General features: G+C 67.2%; 18 protein-coding genes and 2 pseudogenes. 8 read left to right on the top strand and 12 right to left on the bottom strand.

Features of this window, described 5'->3' with window-relative positions:
- The first annotated feature begins 400 nt into the window (after positions 1–400).
- Positions 401–919, top strand: a complete 519-nt coding sequence (locus OG207_RS42235) for a hypothetical protein (RefSeq protein ID WP_329108318.1) — start codon at positions 401–403, stop codon at positions 917–919.
- A 502-nt stretch (positions 920–1,421) separates the two neighbouring features.
- Here OG207_RS42235 and OG207_RS42225 read toward each other — a convergent pair.
- Both OG207_RS42225 and OG207_RS42220 read right to left on the bottom strand, forming a co-directional pair.
- Positions 1,422–1,574, bottom strand: coding sequence for a hypothetical protein (locus OG207_RS42225; RefSeq protein ID WP_329106836.1), 153 nt, complete (start codon positions 1,572–1,574; stop codon positions 1,422–1,424).
- Between the two features lie 376 nt (positions 1,575–1,950).
- A complete protein-coding gene (locus OG207_RS42220) occupies positions 1,951–2,616 on the bottom strand; it encodes a hypothetical protein (protein ID WP_329106834.1) in 666 nt (221 codons plus the stop codon).
- Positions 2,617–2,693: 77 nt separating this feature from the next.
- On the opposite strand from OG207_RS42220, the gene OG207_RS42215 reads away from it, so the two are divergent.
- The 3 genes and pseudogenes from OG207_RS42215 to OG207_RS42205 all read left to right on the top strand — a co-directional run.
- Positions 2,694–3,350, top strand: coding sequence for an aminoglycoside phosphotransferase family protein (locus tag OG207_RS42215; protein WP_329106832.1), 657 nt, complete (start codon positions 2,694–2,696; stop codon positions 3,348–3,350).
- 54 nt (positions 3,351–3,404) lie between these two features.
- A pseudogene (locus OG207_RS42210) lies at positions 3,405–3,623 on the top strand (helix-turn-helix domain-containing protein); the annotation flags it as partial.
- Positions 3,619–4,040 (top strand): annotated as a pseudogene (locus tag OG207_RS42205) (ATP-binding protein); the annotation flags it as partial. The pseudogenes OG207_RS42210 and OG207_RS42205, both read left to right, overlap by 5 nt.
- On the opposite strand, the gene OG207_RS42200 reads toward OG207_RS42205, so the two are convergent.
- Complete coding sequence (locus OG207_RS42200; protein WP_329106830.1) at positions 4,037–4,483, bottom strand: hypothetical protein; 447 nt, start codon at positions 4,481–4,483, stop codon at positions 4,037–4,039. The pseudogene OG207_RS42205 and the gene OG207_RS42200 sit on opposite strands and share 4 nt — an antisense overlap.
- A 294-nt stretch (positions 4,484–4,777) precedes the next feature.
- Here OG207_RS42200 and OG207_RS42195 point away from each other — a divergent pair, with 294 nt between their 5' ends.
- The 4 genes from OG207_RS42195 to OG207_RS42180 all read left to right on the top strand — a co-directional run bounded on the left by OG207_RS42195 (position 4,778) and on the right by OG207_RS42180 (position 9,406).
- Complete coding sequence (locus tag OG207_RS42195; RefSeq protein ID WP_329106828.1) at positions 4,778–6,031, top strand: MFS transporter; 1,254 nt, start codon at positions 4,778–4,780, stop codon at positions 6,029–6,031.
- 810 nt (positions 6,032–6,841) lie between these two features.
- A complete protein-coding gene (locus OG207_RS42190; protein ID WP_329106826.1) occupies positions 6,842–7,534 on the top strand; it encodes an ATP-binding cassette domain-containing protein in 693 nt (230 codons plus the stop codon).
- 1 nt (position 7,535) lies between these two features.
- On the top strand, positions 7,536–8,810 hold the full coding sequence (locus OG207_RS42185) for a DUF7224 domain-containing protein (protein ID WP_329106824.1): 1,275 nt from the start codon (positions 7,536–7,538) through the stop codon (positions 8,808–8,810).
- Complete coding sequence (locus tag OG207_RS42180; RefSeq protein WP_329106822.1) at positions 8,807–9,406, top strand: hypothetical protein; 600 nt, start codon at positions 8,807–8,809, stop codon at positions 9,404–9,406. The genes OG207_RS42185 and OG207_RS42180 overlap by 4 nt, the downstream gene beginning before the upstream one ends.
- Positions 9,407–9,621: 215 nt before the next feature.
- Here OG207_RS42180 and OG207_RS42175 read toward each other — a convergent pair whose 3' ends face one another.
- From OG207_RS42175 to OG207_RS42135, 9 genes are all read right to left on the bottom strand, one after another.
- Positions 9,622–10,131 carry a hypothetical protein gene (locus OG207_RS42175; protein WP_329106820.1) on the bottom strand — a complete coding sequence of 170 codons (510 nt, stop codon included), beginning with the start codon at positions 10,129–10,131 and terminating at the stop codon, positions 9,622–9,624.
- Positions 10,132–10,223: 92 nt separating this feature from the next.
- Positions 10,224–10,958, bottom strand: a complete 735-nt coding sequence (locus OG207_RS42170) for a Crp/Fnr family transcriptional regulator (protein WP_329106818.1) — start codon at positions 10,956–10,958, stop codon at positions 10,224–10,226.
- A 2,112-nt stretch (positions 10,959–13,070) separates the two neighbouring features.
- Entirely contained in the window at positions 13,071–13,643 is a 573-nt protein-coding gene (locus OG207_RS42165) for a DUF6461 domain-containing protein (RefSeq protein WP_329106816.1), read from the bottom strand.
- 608 nt (positions 13,644–14,251) lie between these two features.
- Complete coding sequence (locus OG207_RS42160; protein ID WP_329106814.1) at positions 14,252–14,590, bottom strand: hypothetical protein; 339 nt, start codon at positions 14,588–14,590, stop codon at positions 14,252–14,254.
- Positions 14,587–14,823, bottom strand: coding sequence for a hypothetical protein (locus tag OG207_RS42155; protein WP_329106811.1), 237 nt, complete (start codon positions 14,821–14,823; stop codon positions 14,587–14,589). Before OG207_RS42155 ends, OG207_RS42160 begins: the two co-directional genes overlap by 4 nt.
- 71 nt (positions 14,824–14,894) lie before the next feature.
- Positions 14,895–15,197, bottom strand: a complete 303-nt coding sequence (locus tag OG207_RS42150) for a hypothetical protein (RefSeq protein WP_329106809.1) — start codon at positions 15,195–15,197, stop codon at positions 14,895–14,897.
- Between the two features lie 111 nt (positions 15,198–15,308).
- On the bottom strand, positions 15,309–15,608 hold the full coding sequence (locus tag OG207_RS42145) for a hypothetical protein (protein ID WP_329106807.1): 300 nt from the start codon (positions 15,606–15,608) through the stop codon (positions 15,309–15,311).
- 653 nt (positions 15,609–16,261) lie between these two features.
- Positions 16,262–16,894 (bottom strand): GNAT family N-acetyltransferase, encoded by a 633-nt coding sequence (locus tag OG207_RS42140; protein ID WP_329108265.1) that lies wholly within the window; start codon positions 16,892–16,894, stop codon positions 16,262–16,264.
- Between the two features lie 331 nt (positions 16,895–17,225).
- Complete coding sequence (locus tag OG207_RS42135) at positions 17,226–18,086, bottom strand: hypothetical protein (protein WP_329106805.1); 861 nt, start codon at positions 18,084–18,086, stop codon at positions 17,226–17,228.
- Positions 18,087–18,308: the final 222 nt, after the last annotated feature.

Below are 18,308 nucleotides of genomic sequence, written 5' to 3'. Positions count from 1 at the left end.
CCACGACCGAATCGATCTATGACTGACCCAAGGGCGCACCGTACGTCAGGGAGGCAACGGTCACCTGGAACGTACCGGGCTACGGCTCGCATGCCACTGAGGACGAAGAGATCCAGCCGTGCAGCACGGCCACAGCCTTGTACGGGTTCAGCTGGGCCAAGAGGGATCGGCCGCGCCGGATGAGCTGCCTGCCGAACTGCCCGGAGTGTCGGCGCGAGGTCCGACGCGGCGCCGAACGCCGCCGCGGCTACTGGTGAGCTCCATGCCAGGGATGCGCGTTGCCCCGGCTCGATGCGGCGGCCGGAAGACCGGCGCTCTCCAAGGTCACGGCAGTCGCGAGACCCGGTGGTTTCCTCCAAGGGGATACCAGCCGGCGCGTTGGCTGGCCTACGGTCGTTCCATGACCAGTGAAGGCGTAGTGGTGGATGAGGCGGTCCGTGCGGCGTGGGACTCATATCGGGTCCTGGAGAAGCGGACTTCCGCCGAAGAGCGTCAAGAGGCGCAGCAGCGGGTCAAGGCCGCGGTGGATGCGTACGGACGCGAGGAGGTGTCCCGGGGCACGGTCTTCCTGGTGGGCGTGCTGACCGGATACCTGATCGCCGAACAGTCCGGTGGCGAAGACCGGCTTGATCCGCTCAGCGATCTGATTCCCGCAGTGATCCGCAGGCTCCCCGGCTTCGAGACGGCCGACCCGGCTCAGGTGCCGATGGTCACCGGCGTTCTCATGGCCGCCGCCATGGGCATGGACACCGTGGCGTGGCGTGACCGGTACGGGCAGATTCCGCCGGAGGAAGCTCTGGTGCACGGCTTCGTGTTGTGGCTGCTCGCCGACCTCTTCGATTCCCTGATCGAACAGCCCGGAGCCATCGACCGGATGATGCGGGAGACCTTCGACTCCATGGCCGCCGGACACAGCTGACCTGCGGGCATGCCCATCGGCGCAAGCAGTTGAAGAGGCGCTGCGCGTACGCGGGTGGAGGGTGGACGGCCAGGTGGCGGAAGCTGCCGTCGTCGGTCGTGCCGACCGCGGTGGTGCACCCGTACCGGATGCGGGTCTCCAGCGTGATGCCGGTGCTGGCGGCAGCCTGCTTGCGGCGGCGGCTGCGGACCACGGACTGGCATCGTGCGCAGACGGCGTCGTCGATGCGGTCGGCGATCCCTTCGGCGGAACCTTCCGTTCGCCCTTGCGATAACGCTCCACCGACCGCTGGCTGACACCAAGCTCTACGGCGACGCCCTCGGTCGACTTCAGCTGTGTCTGACCAAGAAATCGATCCGCCCCCTTCAGGGCCTTGGGCGGCTCCCGCGTGAACCCCTCCCGATCGGCGCGGGCCAGGGCGTCATCGATGTCCCCCCACCAGCCGTGTTCCTTCCTCGCGGCACCGCGTCCCGAGCGCATCGCCCGGTACGGACAGCCCCTTCTACGCCGGGCTCCTCACAGCTCCCGCGCGGCGAAGGGCGTCTACCAGCGTCCAGGAGAGGTCGTCGGAGTCCAGGTCGTCGGCCGCGACTTCTGCCAGGTAGTAAGCCCCGATGGCCTCGCCCGGGACCTCGGCCTTCTCGCCATCCGTCACAGCGGTCAGTCTGACCGACCACCGACCACCGCCGGCCGCGAGGCCACGGGTCCGGGACAGGCCGGTGCAGCGGATCCCTCCGCCGGGATGCCACTCCATCACCGGCTCGACGGCCAGCCCGTGCTCGGCGCACCAGAGCCCGTACGCAGCACTGCCAACGGCTGCGGCGTTTCGGAGAGCACGTAGCGATCCGGTAGCTCGTGGATCGGTGAACCACGACCCGCAATAATCTTCCACTTGTCGTATCAGCGTCAGACACAGGAAGCTCAGTAAGTGCGGCGCTCCGGGGAGGCGCTCGGTCCGGGTCGAAGTCGTGCTCACCCAGCACCGGCCCGGGGCCCGCATGCAAGGCCCACTCATGCGGCGGGCCCGGGGGTCACCAGTCGACGTGCGCAGTGATCCATCTGGCCAGGCCGTCTTCGTCCTCTTCGCGCGGCAGGTCAGGGCCGCAGCCGAGTGGTGTGTAGGACAGCTGAAGGTGGGTGAGGTAGCCGTAAGGGCCGTTGTCTGCCGCCGGTCCGAGTACCAGCGCGTGGGTGCGGGTGCGCCAGACGCGGTGCGTCAGCGCAGGACCTGTGACCACCGCTGCGGACGACAGAATCGTGCGCTCTGGAGCTGAGCCGAGGTACTCGGTGACGGCTCGCGCTGCCTGCGCAAGGACGTACTCGCAGTCCTGATCGGTGCCCGTTCGGCGCCCACTCCAGCCGGCCTGTTCCTGCCAGTCGTCCATGAGGCCGTACAACCACGGTCCGTTCGTCATGCTCTCGTCGTCCGGGTCGACGGGGTAGACCTCGCCGAAAACCAGGAAACGCCGGGCCTCTGGCTGCCCGAACGGATTGCCGCCCTCAGCGCACAACACATGTCCGTATCCGGTGCGGAAGGAGTCGCAGACCAGGTCGTGCTCCCAGCTCCATCCGCGTTGCAGGATCACCGCTTCGACGTCGTCATAGTGGATGTGCAGCTCGGCCGGCAGAGCGACGAGCTCGGCGACAGCCGCTGCCGTCAACGGCCGGTGGGCGAAGGCATGTACAGGTATCGGCACGCGTCCCACCCTAGTGTCGCGTGAGGCAGCGTTCGCCCTGTTGGCGCGGGCTGGTCCGTCAAGACAGACTGCACCGCATGGAGTTGATCGCGCGGGGTCGGGATGCCGATGTGTATGCCCTGGATGAGTCCAGGGTGCTGCGGCGGTACCGGCACGGGGGTCCCACTGGTCTGGAGTCGCGTCTGATGACGCACCTGACGGCATGCGGGTATCCGGTGCCCCAGGTGTACGAGGCCACCGGGACCGACATGGTTCTGGAGCGGCTGACCGGGCCGACGATGCTGGACGTGATGGCCCGGCGCCCGTGGCAGGTGGGTTCCCTCGGCCGGATGCTGGGCGGCCTCCACGACCGCTTGCACGTGCTGCCGGCACCGGAGTGGCTGCCCAAGCGCTTCAGCACGGCGGATGATGATCGGGTGCTGCATCTGGACCTGCATCCGGGCAATGTCATGCTGACCCGCCGGGGCCCGGTGGTGATCGACTGGTGCAACGCGAGCGCTGGTGATCCCGCTGCCGATGTGGCGATGACAATGGTGACCATCGGCAGCGCGGACGTCCGCGGACTTGCCGCCCGCCTGGGGCGGGGCTTGTTGCTGCGCGGCATACGCGACGGCTCTCGGAGCGATCCCACGGGACGGATCCAGGAGGCGGTCAGGGCCAAGCTGGCTGACCCGAACCTGATGCCTGCGGAGGCAGCGTGGTTGCGGAGCCGCTTTGCCGAGGCCGCTTTCTGACACTCGTGTGGTGGCCCTGGCGGGGGCTGTGGGGATCTGCCAGGGTGCTGGTCTGTGGCTGGGCAGGTGCGGGCGCGCGAGATCGATGACGACGAGGCGGACGGCTGCTGCAGATCATCAGCAGGGGCATCGGGTCGGTGTGACCTGGCGGCGGGCCCAGATGATCCGCTGTCCGCGCAGGGCATGCCGGTGGCGAAGATCGCCGGAGTGTCGTTCATCAGCGTGGACCGGGTCCGCGACGTGATCCACAACTTCACCATCGACGGCTTCGACCATGCTGATCGCGCTGGGGACCGAGGCGGCGATGGCCGACTACCGGCTCGAGTACGTGCTGGCGACGAAGCTGGTCAACTTGCTCGTCGAGGCCGCCGATGAGGAGCAGCTCTCGCAGATATTCGCCCGCAACGGCCGTATCGACCTGCCCTGCATCGACGGACTCGGCTGGGATGGGGCTCGGCCGCCGCGGCGCCGAACTCCTCTTCCAGGTCCTGACCGAACGCGAGGAGAAGAACATCGTGGCCGTCGCCTCGAACGAGTCGTTCGGCGGCCGGACGAAGACGTTCACCGATCCCCGCCTCTGCGCGGCCATCGTCGACCGCCTCGCCTTCGGCGGCGCCATCATCGAGACCGGCACCGACTCCTACCGCCGCGCCAGCACCCCGAGCCCGAGCCGAAGCCGCGGCCAGCTAGCTCCCGCCAGGGCCGTCGGCCGTTTGTCCAGCCTCACGGGAAGTTGGCCCGCGGCCATCAGGGCGAAGGGCGGTCCGCTCCTCGTAGGGGGGAGGCTCGGGGTCAGGCACCGGCTGGCCGTCGTCGGATGGCCAACCAGGGCGGATGCGTTCGACCAGGGCTGCGAAGTCGTTCCGCAGATACCGAGAATCGCATGGCACCAGCCGGATCTGTTGGCGGCCGTCAGCCCACCAAATCTTGAAATCGGCAACCGTGCCTTCCGCTGGCCAGTCCTCGACCTCACCCGACAGCCACAGGACGTCGACAAACCCTCCGACGCTCAGGCCGATGTCCACGAAGATCCCGATCACACCGGGCCGGGGAACCTTCACCACGGTGCCTTCAAATATCTGCCCGAAGCGCAAGTCCCTCCGGATCCGAGTCCACTCTGCATCCGTCACCACGAACAGATCCTCGCACCTTCGTCCGGGCGCCAGCATCCGGGATTCAACGTGAACCGAGCCAGCGTCCCCTCACGATGTTCGCCTCAGCTACACGGCACTGCCGCTACTTCTCGTGAACATCCACGCGCCAGATGGCCGACCAGACACTGCTTAAACCCATCAACAATCGCTGCTGCTGAACGTGAACAGAGCCAGAAAGTCTTCGGCCAGCCGGCACTTCACGCTTTCGGTGGTCCCGAAGAGACGCCTGTAGCGTCACGGTGCGACCGTACAGCTCGTCAAGGGAGAACGACGATGTCAGACTCGGCACACGATCAAGCAGCCTGGCGCGGGTTCCGGCGATTGTGGATATCCACGGCCACGTCGAACCTCGCGGACGGGATGCTGCTGTCCGCCACGCCACTGGTCGCCCTGACCATCACTCGCGACCCCCTGGCCATCACCACGATCACCGCCATGCAGTACCTGCCGTGGCTGCTGTTCTCGGTGCCGTTAGGAACCCTGGCGGACCGTGTCGACCGTGTGCTCCTGCTCCGCATGGCGAGCACCACTCGGGCCCTGGGTGTCGGCCTCCTGACCCTGATCCTGGCAACCGGGCACGTGCACATCCTCATGCTGTGCACCTTGTCGTTCCTGTTCGGCCTGGCCGAAACCCTGTACGACAACACCTCCTCGGCGCTGGTGCCCACGCTCGTCGAGGACCATCAGCTCGAACGGGCCAACGGCAGGCTCCAGGCGACCTACACCGTCGCCAACAACTTCGTCGGTCCTCCGCTGGGCGGCAGTCTCTTCGCGCTCGCAGTCGCCGCTCCCTTCGCCCTGGGTGCAACTGGCTATGCCGTGGCCGCACTGCTGTTGACCGTGCTCCCCCTCGCGCGCAGCAAGCGGGCGCCCGGCAGGGCCGCGACCACCTTCACGGAAGACCTCACAGCGGGAGTGCGTGGCTTCACCGGCTCGCCCCTACTCGTTGCCCTGTGCGTCCTGTTCGGCGTCGGCAACCTGGCAAGCTCGGCCACCTACAGCCTCATCTCCCTGACCGTGGTCGAACGTCTCGACGCAGGCCCCTCCGTCTTCGGTTTCGTCCTCGCCGGCGGTGCGGTCGGAGCCTTCCTCGGCGGCGTGTACGGCGACCGCGTCGGCAGGCTCACTCGCCCCGGTACGACCCTGCTCTGGACCACCGGCGTGTCCGGCGTGGCGACCGTCGCCCTGGGGCTGGCCGACCACGTCGTCGTCCTCAGCGCCCTGATGGCGCTGGACGGATTCGTCGTGGTGACCCAATCGGTCATCGCCGTGAGCCTGCGGGCCCGGCTCATTCCGGACCACTTGCTCGGTCGAGTCACTGCCGTCTTCCGGACGCTGTCGACCGGCGCATCTGCCCTGGGAGCGGTCCTGGGCGGTCTCTTGGCCCGCGCACTCGGCTTGTCCTGGCCCTTCATCATCGCCGGCGCCGTCGTCGTCGCTCTCGGGCCGGTCCTGTTCCACTGGCTCAGCAACGACCGCATCGCAGCAGCCCACCCCACCAGGCAAACGGCTGAAGAGAAGGTGTGATGTTCGAGGGTGCACCATCACGCACGCGCCCTCGGCAGCCACCGCGCCGCAGCGTTCACGCGCTGGGTCACTCGTACATCGTCCGCCCCTCAAACGCCTCCGCGGTCACTATTGACTAGCGCCACACCCAGTGACGATTGCGGAATTGGGACCGGCTGAACGAGGAGCAGCAGCGCAGGCTCGCCACGCTCGGCGTAGGAAGGCCTTATGGAGACCGAGTTCCGCATGGACGCACGCCCACGCCGTCGCCCAGCCGTAGTTGGCGCAGTGCCTTCGGCCCCATCCCCTGCAGCTGCCTGGCGAAGGCCGAATGCGCCGATCGGTTCGCTCCGCCCCCATTGCAGGGACTTCGCCGCTCCTACGCGCCGGTCCGCCGGCGTGCCCGGCGACGGTACTCAGTGCCCTGCGGGGTCGCCGCTTGGGACGCTCCTCTCCCCTGCTGCAATGCAGGGAGTGTCCGGGCACGCCTTCTCCTGTTCCACACGGAAGTCGGTGCTGCCGCCGGCGGCGGGGGTGACGGTGGATTCCAGGGCGGCCGGCCGTGCACCGTGCCCGTGCCGAACGCCCGGGCCGCTGCACTGTGTGTCGGGCCTGAAATTCGGCCGATACCTGACGGTGCGCAACGTCACCACCCTGTATTGATACACATTGCGCGACTACGGCCTCAAGTCTCCTGTTTCACAGGGCTCTTGAGGCTACACACGTTTCAGCAGACCACTACCAGCCGCCCGCACATCGGGCGGCGGATTGCGCAGCCTCATGGCTCTGGTTTTCGACGGCGTAACCTTCCGGTACACCCGGAGGAACGACGTGTTCGATGGGTTCGACCTTCACCTGGACAGCCCCGCTACAGTCCTCCTGGGACCCAACGGCGCCGGCAAGTCGACGCTCATGGCGCTGGCCTCATCACAGCTGCGTCCCCTCGGCGGCAGACTGTCCTTCAATGACCTCGATCCTGCGCAACGCCGCGAGAGGGCAGCCTTCCGCCGCCAGGTCGCCTGGATTCCCCAACAGGTGACGCCGATGCCCGGCCTCACCGTCCGGGAGCAGGTCGCCTACGCAGGCTGGCTCAAGGGAATGTCCCGTAGAGACGCCTGGCAGGCGTCCGAGCGCGCTCTTGACCAGGTCCTGCTGAGCAAGCTCGCAGACCGCAAGAGCCACCAGGTCTCCGGGGGCCAGCTCCGTCGAATGGGCATCGCGGGGGCACTTGCGCACCGCAGCGAACTGATCCTCATGGACGAGCCGACCGCCGGACTCGATCCACAGCAGAGGTCCGTTTTCCGCCGACTCGTCGAGGAACTCACCGGGGCCGTCCAGATCCTGGTCTCCACGCATCAGACCGAAGACCTCTTCGACCTCTACAGCCAGGTCGTGGTATTGGACGAGGGAACCGTCCGTTTCCAGGGCACGACCGCCCAGTTCCACGAGCTGGCCGACCACGGCGACTCACCCCGCGCACACGCAGAGAACGCCTACGCCCGTCTCGTCGGCAAGGAGGTCTGAGATGCTGCTGCGCGCCGTCATCCGTTCCTCCTCGACCACCTGGCTGCTGCCCCTGCTCGCCCTGTTCGTGGTCACGGCCCTGGGCGACGACCTCACCACCTGGGTGACGCCGCTGTACTGGCCCTCCGCCACCGGCACCGCGACGTTCGCCCAGCCCTTCATCGCCTCCGCATGCGCGGCTGCCGGGGCATGGGAAAGCGCCCGCCTCCATCGGGGACGCGTTTTCGACCAGGGTCCGGTCCGCTCCCCGCTGGCCATCGCCTTCCCCGCCCTCGCCCCGGTCGTCGCCATGGGCGTGCTCGCCCTCCTCGTCGCGTTCGCCCCTGCCGCGGCCGCCGCCGACCTCGGCTTCGGCATCCCGGACCTGGGCATCCTCGCCGTCTCCACCGCCGCCCTCATCGCGAACACTCTCGCGGGAGCCGTCCTGGGCCGAGCCCTGCCCGGCGCGCTCGCGGCGCCCCTCGCACTGATCGTGGCCTTCATCGCCAACGCCTACCCCGCGTCCTGGAACATCCGCTGGATCCGGCACCTCGTCGCCAGCAGCCTCGACAGCTGCTGCGCCGTTGACCAGGTCATCGACCCCCGCGCCCTGTGGAGCGGCGCCGTCTTCGCCCTTGCCGTCAGCGGCGCCGCCCTGGTCCTGATCCACTTCCGAGGCACCCTCACGGCAGCCGCGGCAGCCGTAGTCGTGGCGGTTTCGGGCGCCGGAATCGCGGGCTACCTGGCTCGGGACATCGGCTACGACCCCGTCGTCGCCCGCCCTGCCTCCGAACTGGTCTGCGACAACGGCGCCCCCAAGGTGTGCCTGTGGCCGGAGCTGGAACCCCGAGCGGGCATGATCGCGGCAGGGGCCCGGGCCGCGACAGACCGCCTGGCCACAGCCGGACTCACCATCGCGCCCATCCTCACGATGGCGGCTGAACCCGGCCCGGGGGAGAGCAAGCTCGGCATCCCCACCCGGCCCACCCCCCGCGACCTCGCGGCCGGTGTCGTTTCCGGGTTCCTTCCCAAGCCTCCCGCCTGCGTCCTCAACGGAGACGTCTACCCAGCCGGTGCTGCTCAAGGACCCGTCGCGGCGTGGCTCTATGCCACGGCCACCGGGGAAACCCGCCTCATCGAGGGCCGCTTCGACCCACGCGACGTCGCCTTCGTCACCGAGAAGGTCCTCAGCCAGCCGAAGAACGTCCAGCTTGACTGGTACCGGCGCAACACCGCTGCCATGGCCAACTGCACCGACGAGCCCCCGATCGCCCTCGTTGCCGGGAGCGGCCAGTGATCTGGTGGTGCAAGGCCCGCGCGGTCCCCGCCCTCCTGGCCACCCTCGCCGCGACCATCGTCCTCGGCCTCCTCATCGGCGACGTTCGGCTCCCCGTACCCGCGCTCACCGGGGCATCAGGTGTTTTCCTGATCGGGCACCTGATCACGCTGGCGCCGGCGATCGTCCTTCTCTACGGCACAGGGCGAGGCGACCTCGCCACCGAGACGGTCGCGAGCCGATCCTTACGCGTCTGGGACACCGCGCTTGCCGGGGCCGTCGGTCTCCTCGGACTGAGCACCGCAGTGGTCAGCCGCCTCGCCGGCTCGGACGGCCTCACCACCGTCCTGGGCCGCAACCTTGCCGGCTACACCGCACTCGCCTTGCTCCTCATGCCCATCCTCGGCCGGCACCTGTCCACCTCAGCCCTCGCCTGCATCCCCCTCATCTGTGCCGCCACGGGCTGGGTCCGCAACGGCCAACCCGAGCAGTGGGCCTGGATCCTCCACCCCGCCGACTCCGTCCCCGCACTGCTCCTCGTCGCCGCCCTGCTCCCGGCAGGCATGGCGTTCGCACTGACATGGTGCCGACCGCCCCTGACCATCCGGGGTCTTTGAGTCCCCACCCCCAGACCCGGCCTCTGCACGAGAGGCCGTTGTCACGTCTCCCCTCACTCCGGTGGCCAGCCCCGAAGGGGAAAGCAAGCGCCAGTAGTTCTGGTGCCGGAGCGGTTCGAACAACCCTCCGCCTTCGGGATGCGTGGGTGGTAGCCACACGACCGGGTAGGCGGGCGGACGCGTGTTGCAGTCCGCCCGTACTGGTCGCCGCTTTCTCAGCCCTTGCGGAGCGCGCGGCTCTTCTGCTGAGCCTTCATGATCGCTGTGTGCAGGTGCATGCGGGCATTTTCCTGTTCCATGGCGCGCTCCAACTGCTGTCGTCGGTCTCCGCTCGTGAGCGAGGGGAGACCTGTTGAAAGGTATGAGGTGAAGCCCTCAACGACTTCCCTCAGCTCAGTGCGCATGGCTTCCGGCGCATTGGCAGGGGTGCTGATCTGGGTGCGAAGCTGGCGCAGTGAAGCGAGGTCGCCGGTCGTACACGGCACCTGGGCGAACTCGCACAGTTTTTCGTGACTCTGCCTGAGAGTTGTGTCGATGTCGTTCAGGTCGTCGCCGTTTCGGTCGATGGCTCGCGCGGTACGGGTGTCGTGCAAGACGCGCTGTCCGTGACGGTAGAGGAGAACGGATACGGTCAGGGCGGCCATGCCGATGACCGCACCGATGGCGCCGACGATCAAGGTGCCCGCACTGGTACCGATGGCCAGGACGGTGTAGCTGGGGAGCATCGTGGTCGTTCCTTCTGGAATCACTGCTGGACCAAGTCTTGGATGTTCAGCGTCCGTGGAGACCGTTCGTTCCGGGGAACGGGCGCTGCGAGCTATGAGGCAGCGACGCCTTGGAGCCTGCGCATGTCAGTGACCATGAGTTGCCGGTACTTGCAGGCGACCACTTGGTACTCGCGCAACTGAGCCACGGCCTTTTCCACGGTGGACTTGCCCAGGAGGAGGGCGTCGGCGATGTTCGTCTGGCTGAGTCCTGTGATCGTGATGCGCTCGGGGTCGTTAGGGTCCTTGGCGCCGGCGACGACGGCGAGGTGGGCGAGCAGGGTGCCGACACGCTGGACCGGTGACCGGTCGGCGGTGCTGTAGATCAGCTCGTCGCTGCGGTTGCGCGCCTCGAGGCTGAGGAGGAGGGCGTCTTCGACCTCACGGCTCTGCTTGAGCAGTACGTGCAGGCGTCGCGCGTCACAGGGCATGACCCATGTTGTGCTCAGGCACCACGTGGTGACGGACGAAGACGGATCGATGAGCTTCGCTTCGCCCACGACCTGCCCGACGCCGCGGAAGCGAGACACCTTGGGAGCCCTGTGGCCTCGGCCGAGGGGAAAGCGTTCCTGGATGACGCAGCCACCCATGACGATATAGACGTGCTGGTTCCCGGGGCCGAGGGGAAGTTCCTCGCCTCTCTGGTAGGTGCGGGCGTCGGGCCCCCAGGTGTGGACGAAGTGGGGCCAAGCTGCTGCCGAGAGGTTGCCGAGGAAACTTCCCGGGGGCATCGGTTGACGCCCCATGAGGACATCGGTGGTGTGGAAGGCTTCCACGTTCGGTGGCATCTACCTACTCCCCCGTTCCGGAGACGGAGGAAGCGTTCGTGTTCACGAGCGTGTGGGAGGACTGCGTACCACCAGGTTGGTGACGGGCAGTCAGTGTCGGCTCTGCAGTGGGGCGGACAGGCTGAGTCCGCGCTCCACGCGTGACGACGCCGTGAGTAACGGCGGTGGCCATCTGGTCTGAGCTCCTTCGATCGGGGACACAGCAGGTGGTGGGTCCAGCGCCCTCTCCTCCGCCTGTGCTCTCCGGTTGGTAGCCGGAAGCGGCGTCGACGACGTCAGGCAAGCCACGTTACTCCGTCGTTGGAGCGAATCCCAGCCGCCCCTACCCGGCTCCATTTAGCTCGACGCACTTCCCTTCTCCATAGGGCAAGTCACACACTGCCGAATATAGCTGCGCGCTGCATCAAAGAAAACGCCATCACTTTTTCCAACGTTTCCAAAGTGCGCGACACGCGCAAGTAGATATCTGCAAATCACGGCAGCAACGTTAAATGTACGTAAAGGGCAGAAAAACAAAGAGGCCCCCGGGGTACCACCCGCCGAGGGCCTCCTGAAAGGGCCTGGACCCACCAAGGCTCAGACCTGTGCCCAGTTAACACCATGAGCCGCGAGAGAGTTGCGGGCGAGGGCCTTCAGTCGCCCACTTGCCGTATTTATGGGGGGTTGCACGGCGAGAAATCCGACTCGCGGTCGGGTGAGATCGCGCTCCAGCCGGCCGTCCCACATGTCCACTACGGCCCGAATTGCCACATCTACCGCACGCGGACGCCGAGCGGCCCTGCATACAACCGTTCAGACAAAGACATCCTGCGATCACTGTTGACTTCTTCCAAACATGCACCTGGTACGCCCTACACACCCTTCGACCGTACCCGAGCGGCCCAGGTCGGCCCGAACAGTTCCTCGCTCACAAGTTGACTGACGGTTCAGAATCAGTCCCACCCATTATTTTCCAAATGGATCTCTTGCAGTCGCCATTACCCTGTTCCGGTTTTACGCAGACCCCCACCGACTCCCCTTGAAGTCGACGTATACACAAACCCATAGAGGGAGTGCGACCCACACGGCACATTCACGCTGACCGAATGAGGAGGTCTCTCGCTTGACCGGCGACGAAGCATCAACTCCCCTACGAGCCAAGGGAGTCGTTGGCCCAGCCGACCCGCCGGTGAGGCTTATCACTCAGAATGAGAAGCTGCTCGCCCTGTGTAATCATCCGATGAGTAAAGCGGCCCGCCGCAGCGCATCGAGCCCAACTCCGAAGACGACCGGAGGGCGAGTACCCGTGCCGAAACCGTCCAGAGACCGGGGACCGGGGCTTGCCCAGGCATCAAGAGGCCCGCCCGGGGCGGAAGCGGGAACGCCAGCCGCGGGCTTTTCGGTCGGGGCGGCCCCCTGCTCCAGGCGGTCGCGCTCAGCTGGTCCGTGGCCGCGACCATCTTGGTCTCGCACAGCGTCGGCTGACACTGTTGGCTGTTCCTCCATGGGTCACGGTCGAACCTCGTCCGCGGACGTCGCAGACCGGGCGGGCGGCTTCGTGCTCGGCCCGCTGCTGCTCGACCGCGCGCCGCAGCTTCGCCCGATATTCCGCCTGGTCCACCCGAGCCCGCTCCGCACGGCGAGCGAGGACGGCGTCTCGGCGGCGCTTGCCGGATCGCGTCGCGCAGTGACTGCATGTGGGTGCGGCCAAGCGGAGCAAGCCGGGCGATGCAGATCTCGGACACCTTCGGTCTGTGCACCTGCGTCCGTGCCGAACAGTGCACGGACGGCTTGGCTTGCTGCAGATCCTCATGGGCATGTGTCATGTGGGCCGTGAAGACGTCGACGCCGACAACCCTGCATCGTCCTGCCCGGGTTCACCCGAGGCCCTGGATGCGGTAGGGGACAGAGGCCGGAGCCGGGGTGACTGCTGACCGGGGGCGGCGCCGGCGACGTGTGACGGCTACCTGGCCTACCCGCGGTCGACAGCACCACGGGGCCGGGAGCAGCCCGTCCGAAGGCGGCTCCACAGCGGTCGCTATTGCACCTCTCGGCGGGGGTCCGGCAGGGCGTTGCCGCGCTGGCGATTCCCCGCCCGCGTGGCCGTCGGCTCGCTGCTCGCTCCGCTGCTGGTCACCGGATGAGGAAGGCGGGTAGGCGCTGGTGCGCCATTGCGTCACGGGGAAGGAGCAGCCCGAACCGGGCCTCGATGAGCGCCAGCGTATGCCGGTCTCGGTCGCGGTAGTCCTCGCTCTCCGGTCGCGCGTACTGGCCGTCCGGGTGCAGTACACCAGCTGCTATCAGCTCCGGCAACAGAAGGTCCGGGTCCTCACCCCATCGCCAGACTTCTTCACCGATCCCGAAGCTACAGACGTGCACACCGTCTCTGGCGTAGGCGAACATCGACGGCGGATGGTCAGGGGAAGGCTCCAGGCCGACGGCCTCCACTCCGTTCAGGGAGACCTCGGACAGCCGGCCACCCCCGTCGCCCAGCCCGTATTCGATGGCGAAGGACCAGCCAGCACACGCACCGACCCGCACGACGTCTTCATCGTCCGTACTGAGGTCCAAGACCATGTCCCACGCCTGCGCATCCGTGATCGGCGACACGACGGATCCCGGCGTCCCACCCATCCGCAGGCCCAGTTCCTCCGGCTCGATGCCGCGCGCGAAGACCACTGTGTGCTGCCAAGGATCCTGATCCACAAGCCACTGAATTCCGCCCACCACGATGCCCCCTGCTCCACGGACACGGGCCGTCCGCCCGTGCCCACCGAAGTGATCAGCCTATTCGGCAGCACCGACAGCGCCAGGCGCGACGCTGGGGCGCGTGAGCGATGCGGCAGTGGGCGCTGAACACGGCGGCCGCCACCGGTTGTCAGTCCGCCGGCGCGTCCACGTCCTCACACGCGCTGTTCGCGGCCGTCTCGGAAGGTGTGATCGCACGTCCACCGGCGCAGGGTGCAGCAGAGGGCTGAGTGCGGCCGACCGGAGTAGTGACCGGCGAAGTGTGACGGCAGCCGGGGTCCTGTACGCGGTTGGCAGCGCCACGGGGGCGGAAGCAACCCGTCCGTCCACCGGCCCACTCCCCCGCCACCCGCACACAGCCGGCCACAGTGCGGCTGCTGGCCGTCGCACTGAGCCCGTTTCTGCCTCCCGGCGCCGGTGGTGGAAGCGTCGACCTCGCGGACTTCGCCCGTATCTGCGCCCTGCCGAGGGCCGTTTCCGGGAGACCGTGGAGGTGCGCTGCGCCACCTCCTCTGTCCAGCCTCCGAGTTCCTCAGCACGCGACCAGAATCAACTCGTCCACGGCGTCAGAGCTCAGGCGTGAGGAGGGTAAGGCGCAGGATCGCGGCGAAGGCCAGCAGTGCCGGCAGGGTCAACCACCATCTGCGCAGCCACTCGGCCTTCACGAACACCCACGTGAGGAGTGCGATCACGGCGGCAAGGGCCAGGGCCAGGCCGGCCGCGAAATGGGAGTGGGCGACGCCTTCGCTGTCCCAGGGGCCGGCGGGTTCCGCAGCGTAGGCGAGCAGGAGGAAGTATCCGCTCGCCAGGCCGCCCAAGGTCAGGAGGATGGCGCACACGACAGCGCCTATCTGATGCGAGGGGCTCCTGAGGCGCTGCTGGGTCATGGTCCTCGTCTCGTTCACCGCAATGCTCTCCCCGCGTCATCCAGGTTGCCGTCGAGTAGACGGCCGTATGCCTGCACGCTGCTGCTTTCGTAGGAGGGGCCGCCGTTGTAGCGGGCCGCGAGTTCCCTCGTCTGTTTGCGAGTCATGTCCTCCGGCAGCACGTCGGCGAACCCTCTCTCGGCCCTGGGCTGGGCAAGGTGCTCGGAGGCGATGAAGATGTTCTTCGCCGGGTTTCTCACGGCGGCCACCACCTCGCGCTGTATCTCCGTGAGGCGCTGCGGGCAGAGGCTACGCAGGAGCCCAGGACCATCTCTGCGACCCTCTAGCCGGACGCCGTCGCCGTCAGCCGTAGCCGCGTCGTGCCGCTCTTCTCCTCGATGACGACCGTATACGTGAGCGTGGTCGGTCCGCAGGCCATGCTCATCGCCGGGCAGGCCTCGGCAACCTGCGTAAGGTCGGAGGGGACGCCGTTGCCGTTCCACTCGCGGACTAGGGGGTACGGGGCCTCGCCCTTCTTGAAGCCGCGGAAGGCGTCAGTGTCCTCCTCGTGACCAAGCAGGGTGAAGAGCTTGTCGCAGGCGGCCGGCGAGGCCTGGCCCCGTTCCATCTCGGCGCCCTTCAGCACGGGTTCGCTCTGCCACCCGGACCGCTCCAGATCCCTTGGCAACGAAGGACCGCCGCCCCCCTCCACAGCTGGTCAGGACAAGGGGAAGGACGGCGGCCAGGTATCGCTTCTTCACTTCACTCCGAGGTACTCGCACAGCTCCGGTCCGGACTTTTCGGCCAGGGCCAGGAACTCGCCCAATACGACGGGCTCGTCTGTTTTCAGCGCGAGAACCTCCTCGACTTCGGGAGACATGCGGATCTGAGGCGGTGAGGTGCTGTTCTGGGCGGAGATAGTGGGGGACTCGCCTGCCGGGGTCAACTCGCGCAGGACGTGGGCGACCGCCAAGTCTCGAGGTTCGACAGCGACACCGTGACGCACCCGCGCCACCTCGACCGCCACGGCCAAAAGCCGCCGGGCGTCGGAATCCATTGTCCGCATGCGCGCTCCTTCAGGGGGTCAGGTCAGCCGGTCAGTTAGTGGGTCCGGGAGTAGAACGTCGGGAGGGTCCAGAAGTTCCCGTGCCGGCCGAAGTGCGTGCCCTCGGTCCGGTACAGGTATACGCCAGGGACCTCGCAAGGAAATCAGCACCTTTCACCGGTCGGCGTCTGATCTTCCGGGGCAACCTCCACCACGTGGTGGAGGCCCTCGACGACAACCCAGCCAACGCGGGACGCCTCCGCGAGCAGGCCGCAACTCCCCGGGCCGACATGCCGTCGCGGCCGGCCCCGGGCCGGACGTCAACCGCTGCCCCTCTGCACGCCTACCCCGAAGGCCTGTTGCCCGCACTCGGGCAGCGGGCGCGGCACGAAGGGCGCCCGCGCTACGTGCCCGAAGACCTCGACCTCTCCGCTCTCCCCCGCTCCGTACGCGTGAAGGCAGTCCTTGTCCTTCACCACGCCTCGAGATGAGCTCGGAAAGGGCTCCGCTTTCAACGGCCATGCCGCTTCGCCGGCCGGGTGCGGCAAGCGGGAAGGCCGCGATCGCCGCGCAGAAGGGCTCACACGCAGCACACGGGTGCCCTCGCACCTCTGGGTTGCGGGGGCGTCCGTATGTCCGGTCGTGGCTATCTGGGCTACAAACCCTCAGTGCCAGTCCGAGTAGCGCGTCAGACTGCTGGTATCGGCCAGTTGCTCCACGGCTCCGTCAAGGTCCTCCGGCAGAAGGCTCCAGACGATGAAGTCGGTGCGTACGGCGGTCCAAGCGCCGTCGTTCATGCGGGTGCGCACTATGCACGCGTTACGCAGGACGCCCTCGCTGAGGCAGCCGATCTTCTGGGCGACCTGCTGGGAGGCGGTGTTGTCGGCGGCCGTGCGCAGTTCGATGCGTTCGAACTTCTGCTCGCTGAACAGCCAGTGCGCAGTGGCGAGCGCCGCCTCGGAGGCGTAGCCCTCGCCTCGAGCCCAGGGGGCGACGATGTACGACATCTCGGTGGAGCGCACCCGCCAGTCGGTGTTGCGCAGGTGCACGGTGCCGACAAGGCGCTGCGTGAGGGTCTCGACGATGGCAAAGACGATGCCGCGGCCCTCAGCGCGTTCGGTTGGGGCGTACTCGGTGACCCAAGCGCGCGCGTCGCTCTCCGTGTAAGGCTGCGGAGCAGTGATCCAAGCCGCGACCTGTTCGTCGTTCATCATCTCGGCCAGTGCGGGCACATCCTCATCGTGGAGGGGACGCAGCAGCAGGCGCTCAGTGTTGATGGGATTGTCGGAGAAGGTCACAGTGCGCGGCTGGAAGGCTGTGGGAGGTTCTTCAGGACTTGTGGGTCCCTGAGCGGTATGTCCCGCATCGGCGACGGTGAGGGCGGCACGGATCACACTGAGCAGCTCGTCAGAGAGTGCTCCTTGCGTGCGGTACCCACTGTCCTCGAGGAATTGGAGAAGCTCGTGGGCGGCCTGCACGGTCCCCTCCGGGCCGCCACTTGAGTGTGCGATCTGATTGCGCAGCTCGATGATCCTGCGCACCGTACGAGCCTGGCTGTGCGGGGTGCGCTCGCGTAGCCTTCGGGCGGCTGGGCTGCCCAGGGACGACCTCTCCAGCAATGCCTCGAAGTCATCGTCTTCCTGGCTCACCATGTTCGTCACCTTCTTCCCTGTCCCAGTTTCGCTGCTCATTGGTCCGCCAGCGATGGAGCAGTCCCTCGACTACGCGGACCGATGCCGCGTCCAAGACTTCGCGGATTTCATCCTGAGGGCAGTCGTCGATGGTCAAGGCCACGGCCACTCGAGTCCGGGTGTTCTTGATGCGGCTCAAGCGCCCTTGCACCACCATTTTGCCCAGGACTTCGTCGTCGACCCTGACCGGGCTGACGGGGTCCCCGGAGTGCTCTTGTAGATGCTGCAGGGCGCGGCGGTGTCGTTCCTCGCCTTTCCGCCACCGACGGAACTCGTTGGCGAATTCGTAGGTGCAGGCGCCGATGAAGTAGGTGCTGATGCTCGCGCCACCCACAGGGGTCCAGCCGCCCTCGATGAGCGCTCGTTGTCTGAAGCGGGGCAGTGCGCAGGCTATCGTCATGATCGCCAACTCCTCCCGCAGGTCACTGTCCGACGCCAGTAGTTCCCGTTCGAAGTCGTGTGGCTGGAGGGCGTGGCCGCGTTTGGCGAGCAGTGTGAAGATGAAACCGGAGTACATCCATCCGCGCAGTACCGGGATGCTGTAGCGGACCAGCTCGTCCACAAACCGATCGTAACGCGGGCCCTGGAAGTCATCCCGGGCGAGGATATCGAAGATCTGCTGGTCAGCATCGGTCCTCCCCTGCAGCCGTTCGGCGTCACGACTGTCGTCGCCGTTCAGCTGGTGCAGCCCGTCGTCGGCTACGGGCTCATCTTGATCCTGGAGCCTCGGTTGAACCGAATGCCGAAGGTCGTGAACAGGCTCGGCCGCGGACTGCCCGCCCGCGTCGTCGCCTTCCATGTCCTCTCCCTTCCTGTCCTGTCGTCGTGCGGCCATTTCTTGTATGTGCGTCGCACGCGGATACCCCACGCATCCTTTCAAGATTTCCCGGAAGCCGTGGGGGACTCGAACCAACTCGAATCAATCCGTGGGGTCCCGGGCCGGACGCGACGTAGGAGCAGGCGTCCGACCACCAACACCGCTGGAGCAGTCAGTGAGTTCAACATCTACGCCTACCCCGCC

Source organism: Streptomyces sp. NBC_01439 (assembly GCF_036227605.1).
Classification (GTDB): Bacteria; Actinomycetota; Actinomycetes; order Streptomycetales; family Streptomycetaceae; genus Streptomyces.
The sequence above is the reverse complement of the archived record's forward strand: the minus strand, read 5'-3'. Positions and strand labels throughout refer to the sequence as shown.

Bases quoted from the DNA above. Each gene is read 5' to 3' on its own strand.
- OG207_RS42235 (WP_329108318.1), top strand. From the start codon at position 401: ATGACCAGTGAAGGCGTAGTGGTGGATGAGGCGGTCCGTGCGGCGTGG.
- OG207_RS42135 (WP_329106805.1), bottom strand. From the start codon at position 18,086: ATGGAAGGCGACGACGCGGGCGGGCAGTCCGCGGCCGAGCCTGTTCAC.
- OG207_RS42215 (WP_329106832.1), top strand. From the start codon at position 2,694: ATGGAGTTGATCGCGCGGGGTCGGGATGCCGATGTGTATGCCCTGGAT.
- OG207_RS42145 (WP_329106807.1), bottom strand. From the start codon at position 15,608: ATGGATTCCGACGCCCGGCGGCTTTTGGCCGTGGCGGTCGAGGTGGCG.
- OG207_RS42175 (WP_329106820.1), bottom strand. From the start codon at position 10,131: ATGCTCCCCAGCTACACCGTCCTGGCCATCGGTACCAGTGCGGGCACC.
- OG207_RS42170 (WP_329106818.1), bottom strand. From the start codon at position 10,958: ATGCCACCGAACGTGGAAGCCTTCCACACCACCGATGTCCTCATGGGG.
- OG207_RS42195 (WP_329106828.1), top strand. From the start codon at position 4,778: ATGTCAGACTCGGCACACGATCAAGCAGCCTGGCGCGGGTTCCGGCGA.
- OG207_RS42185 (WP_329106824.1), top strand. From the start codon at position 7,536: ATGCTGCTGCGCGCCGTCATCCGTTCCTCCTCGACCACCTGGCTGCTG.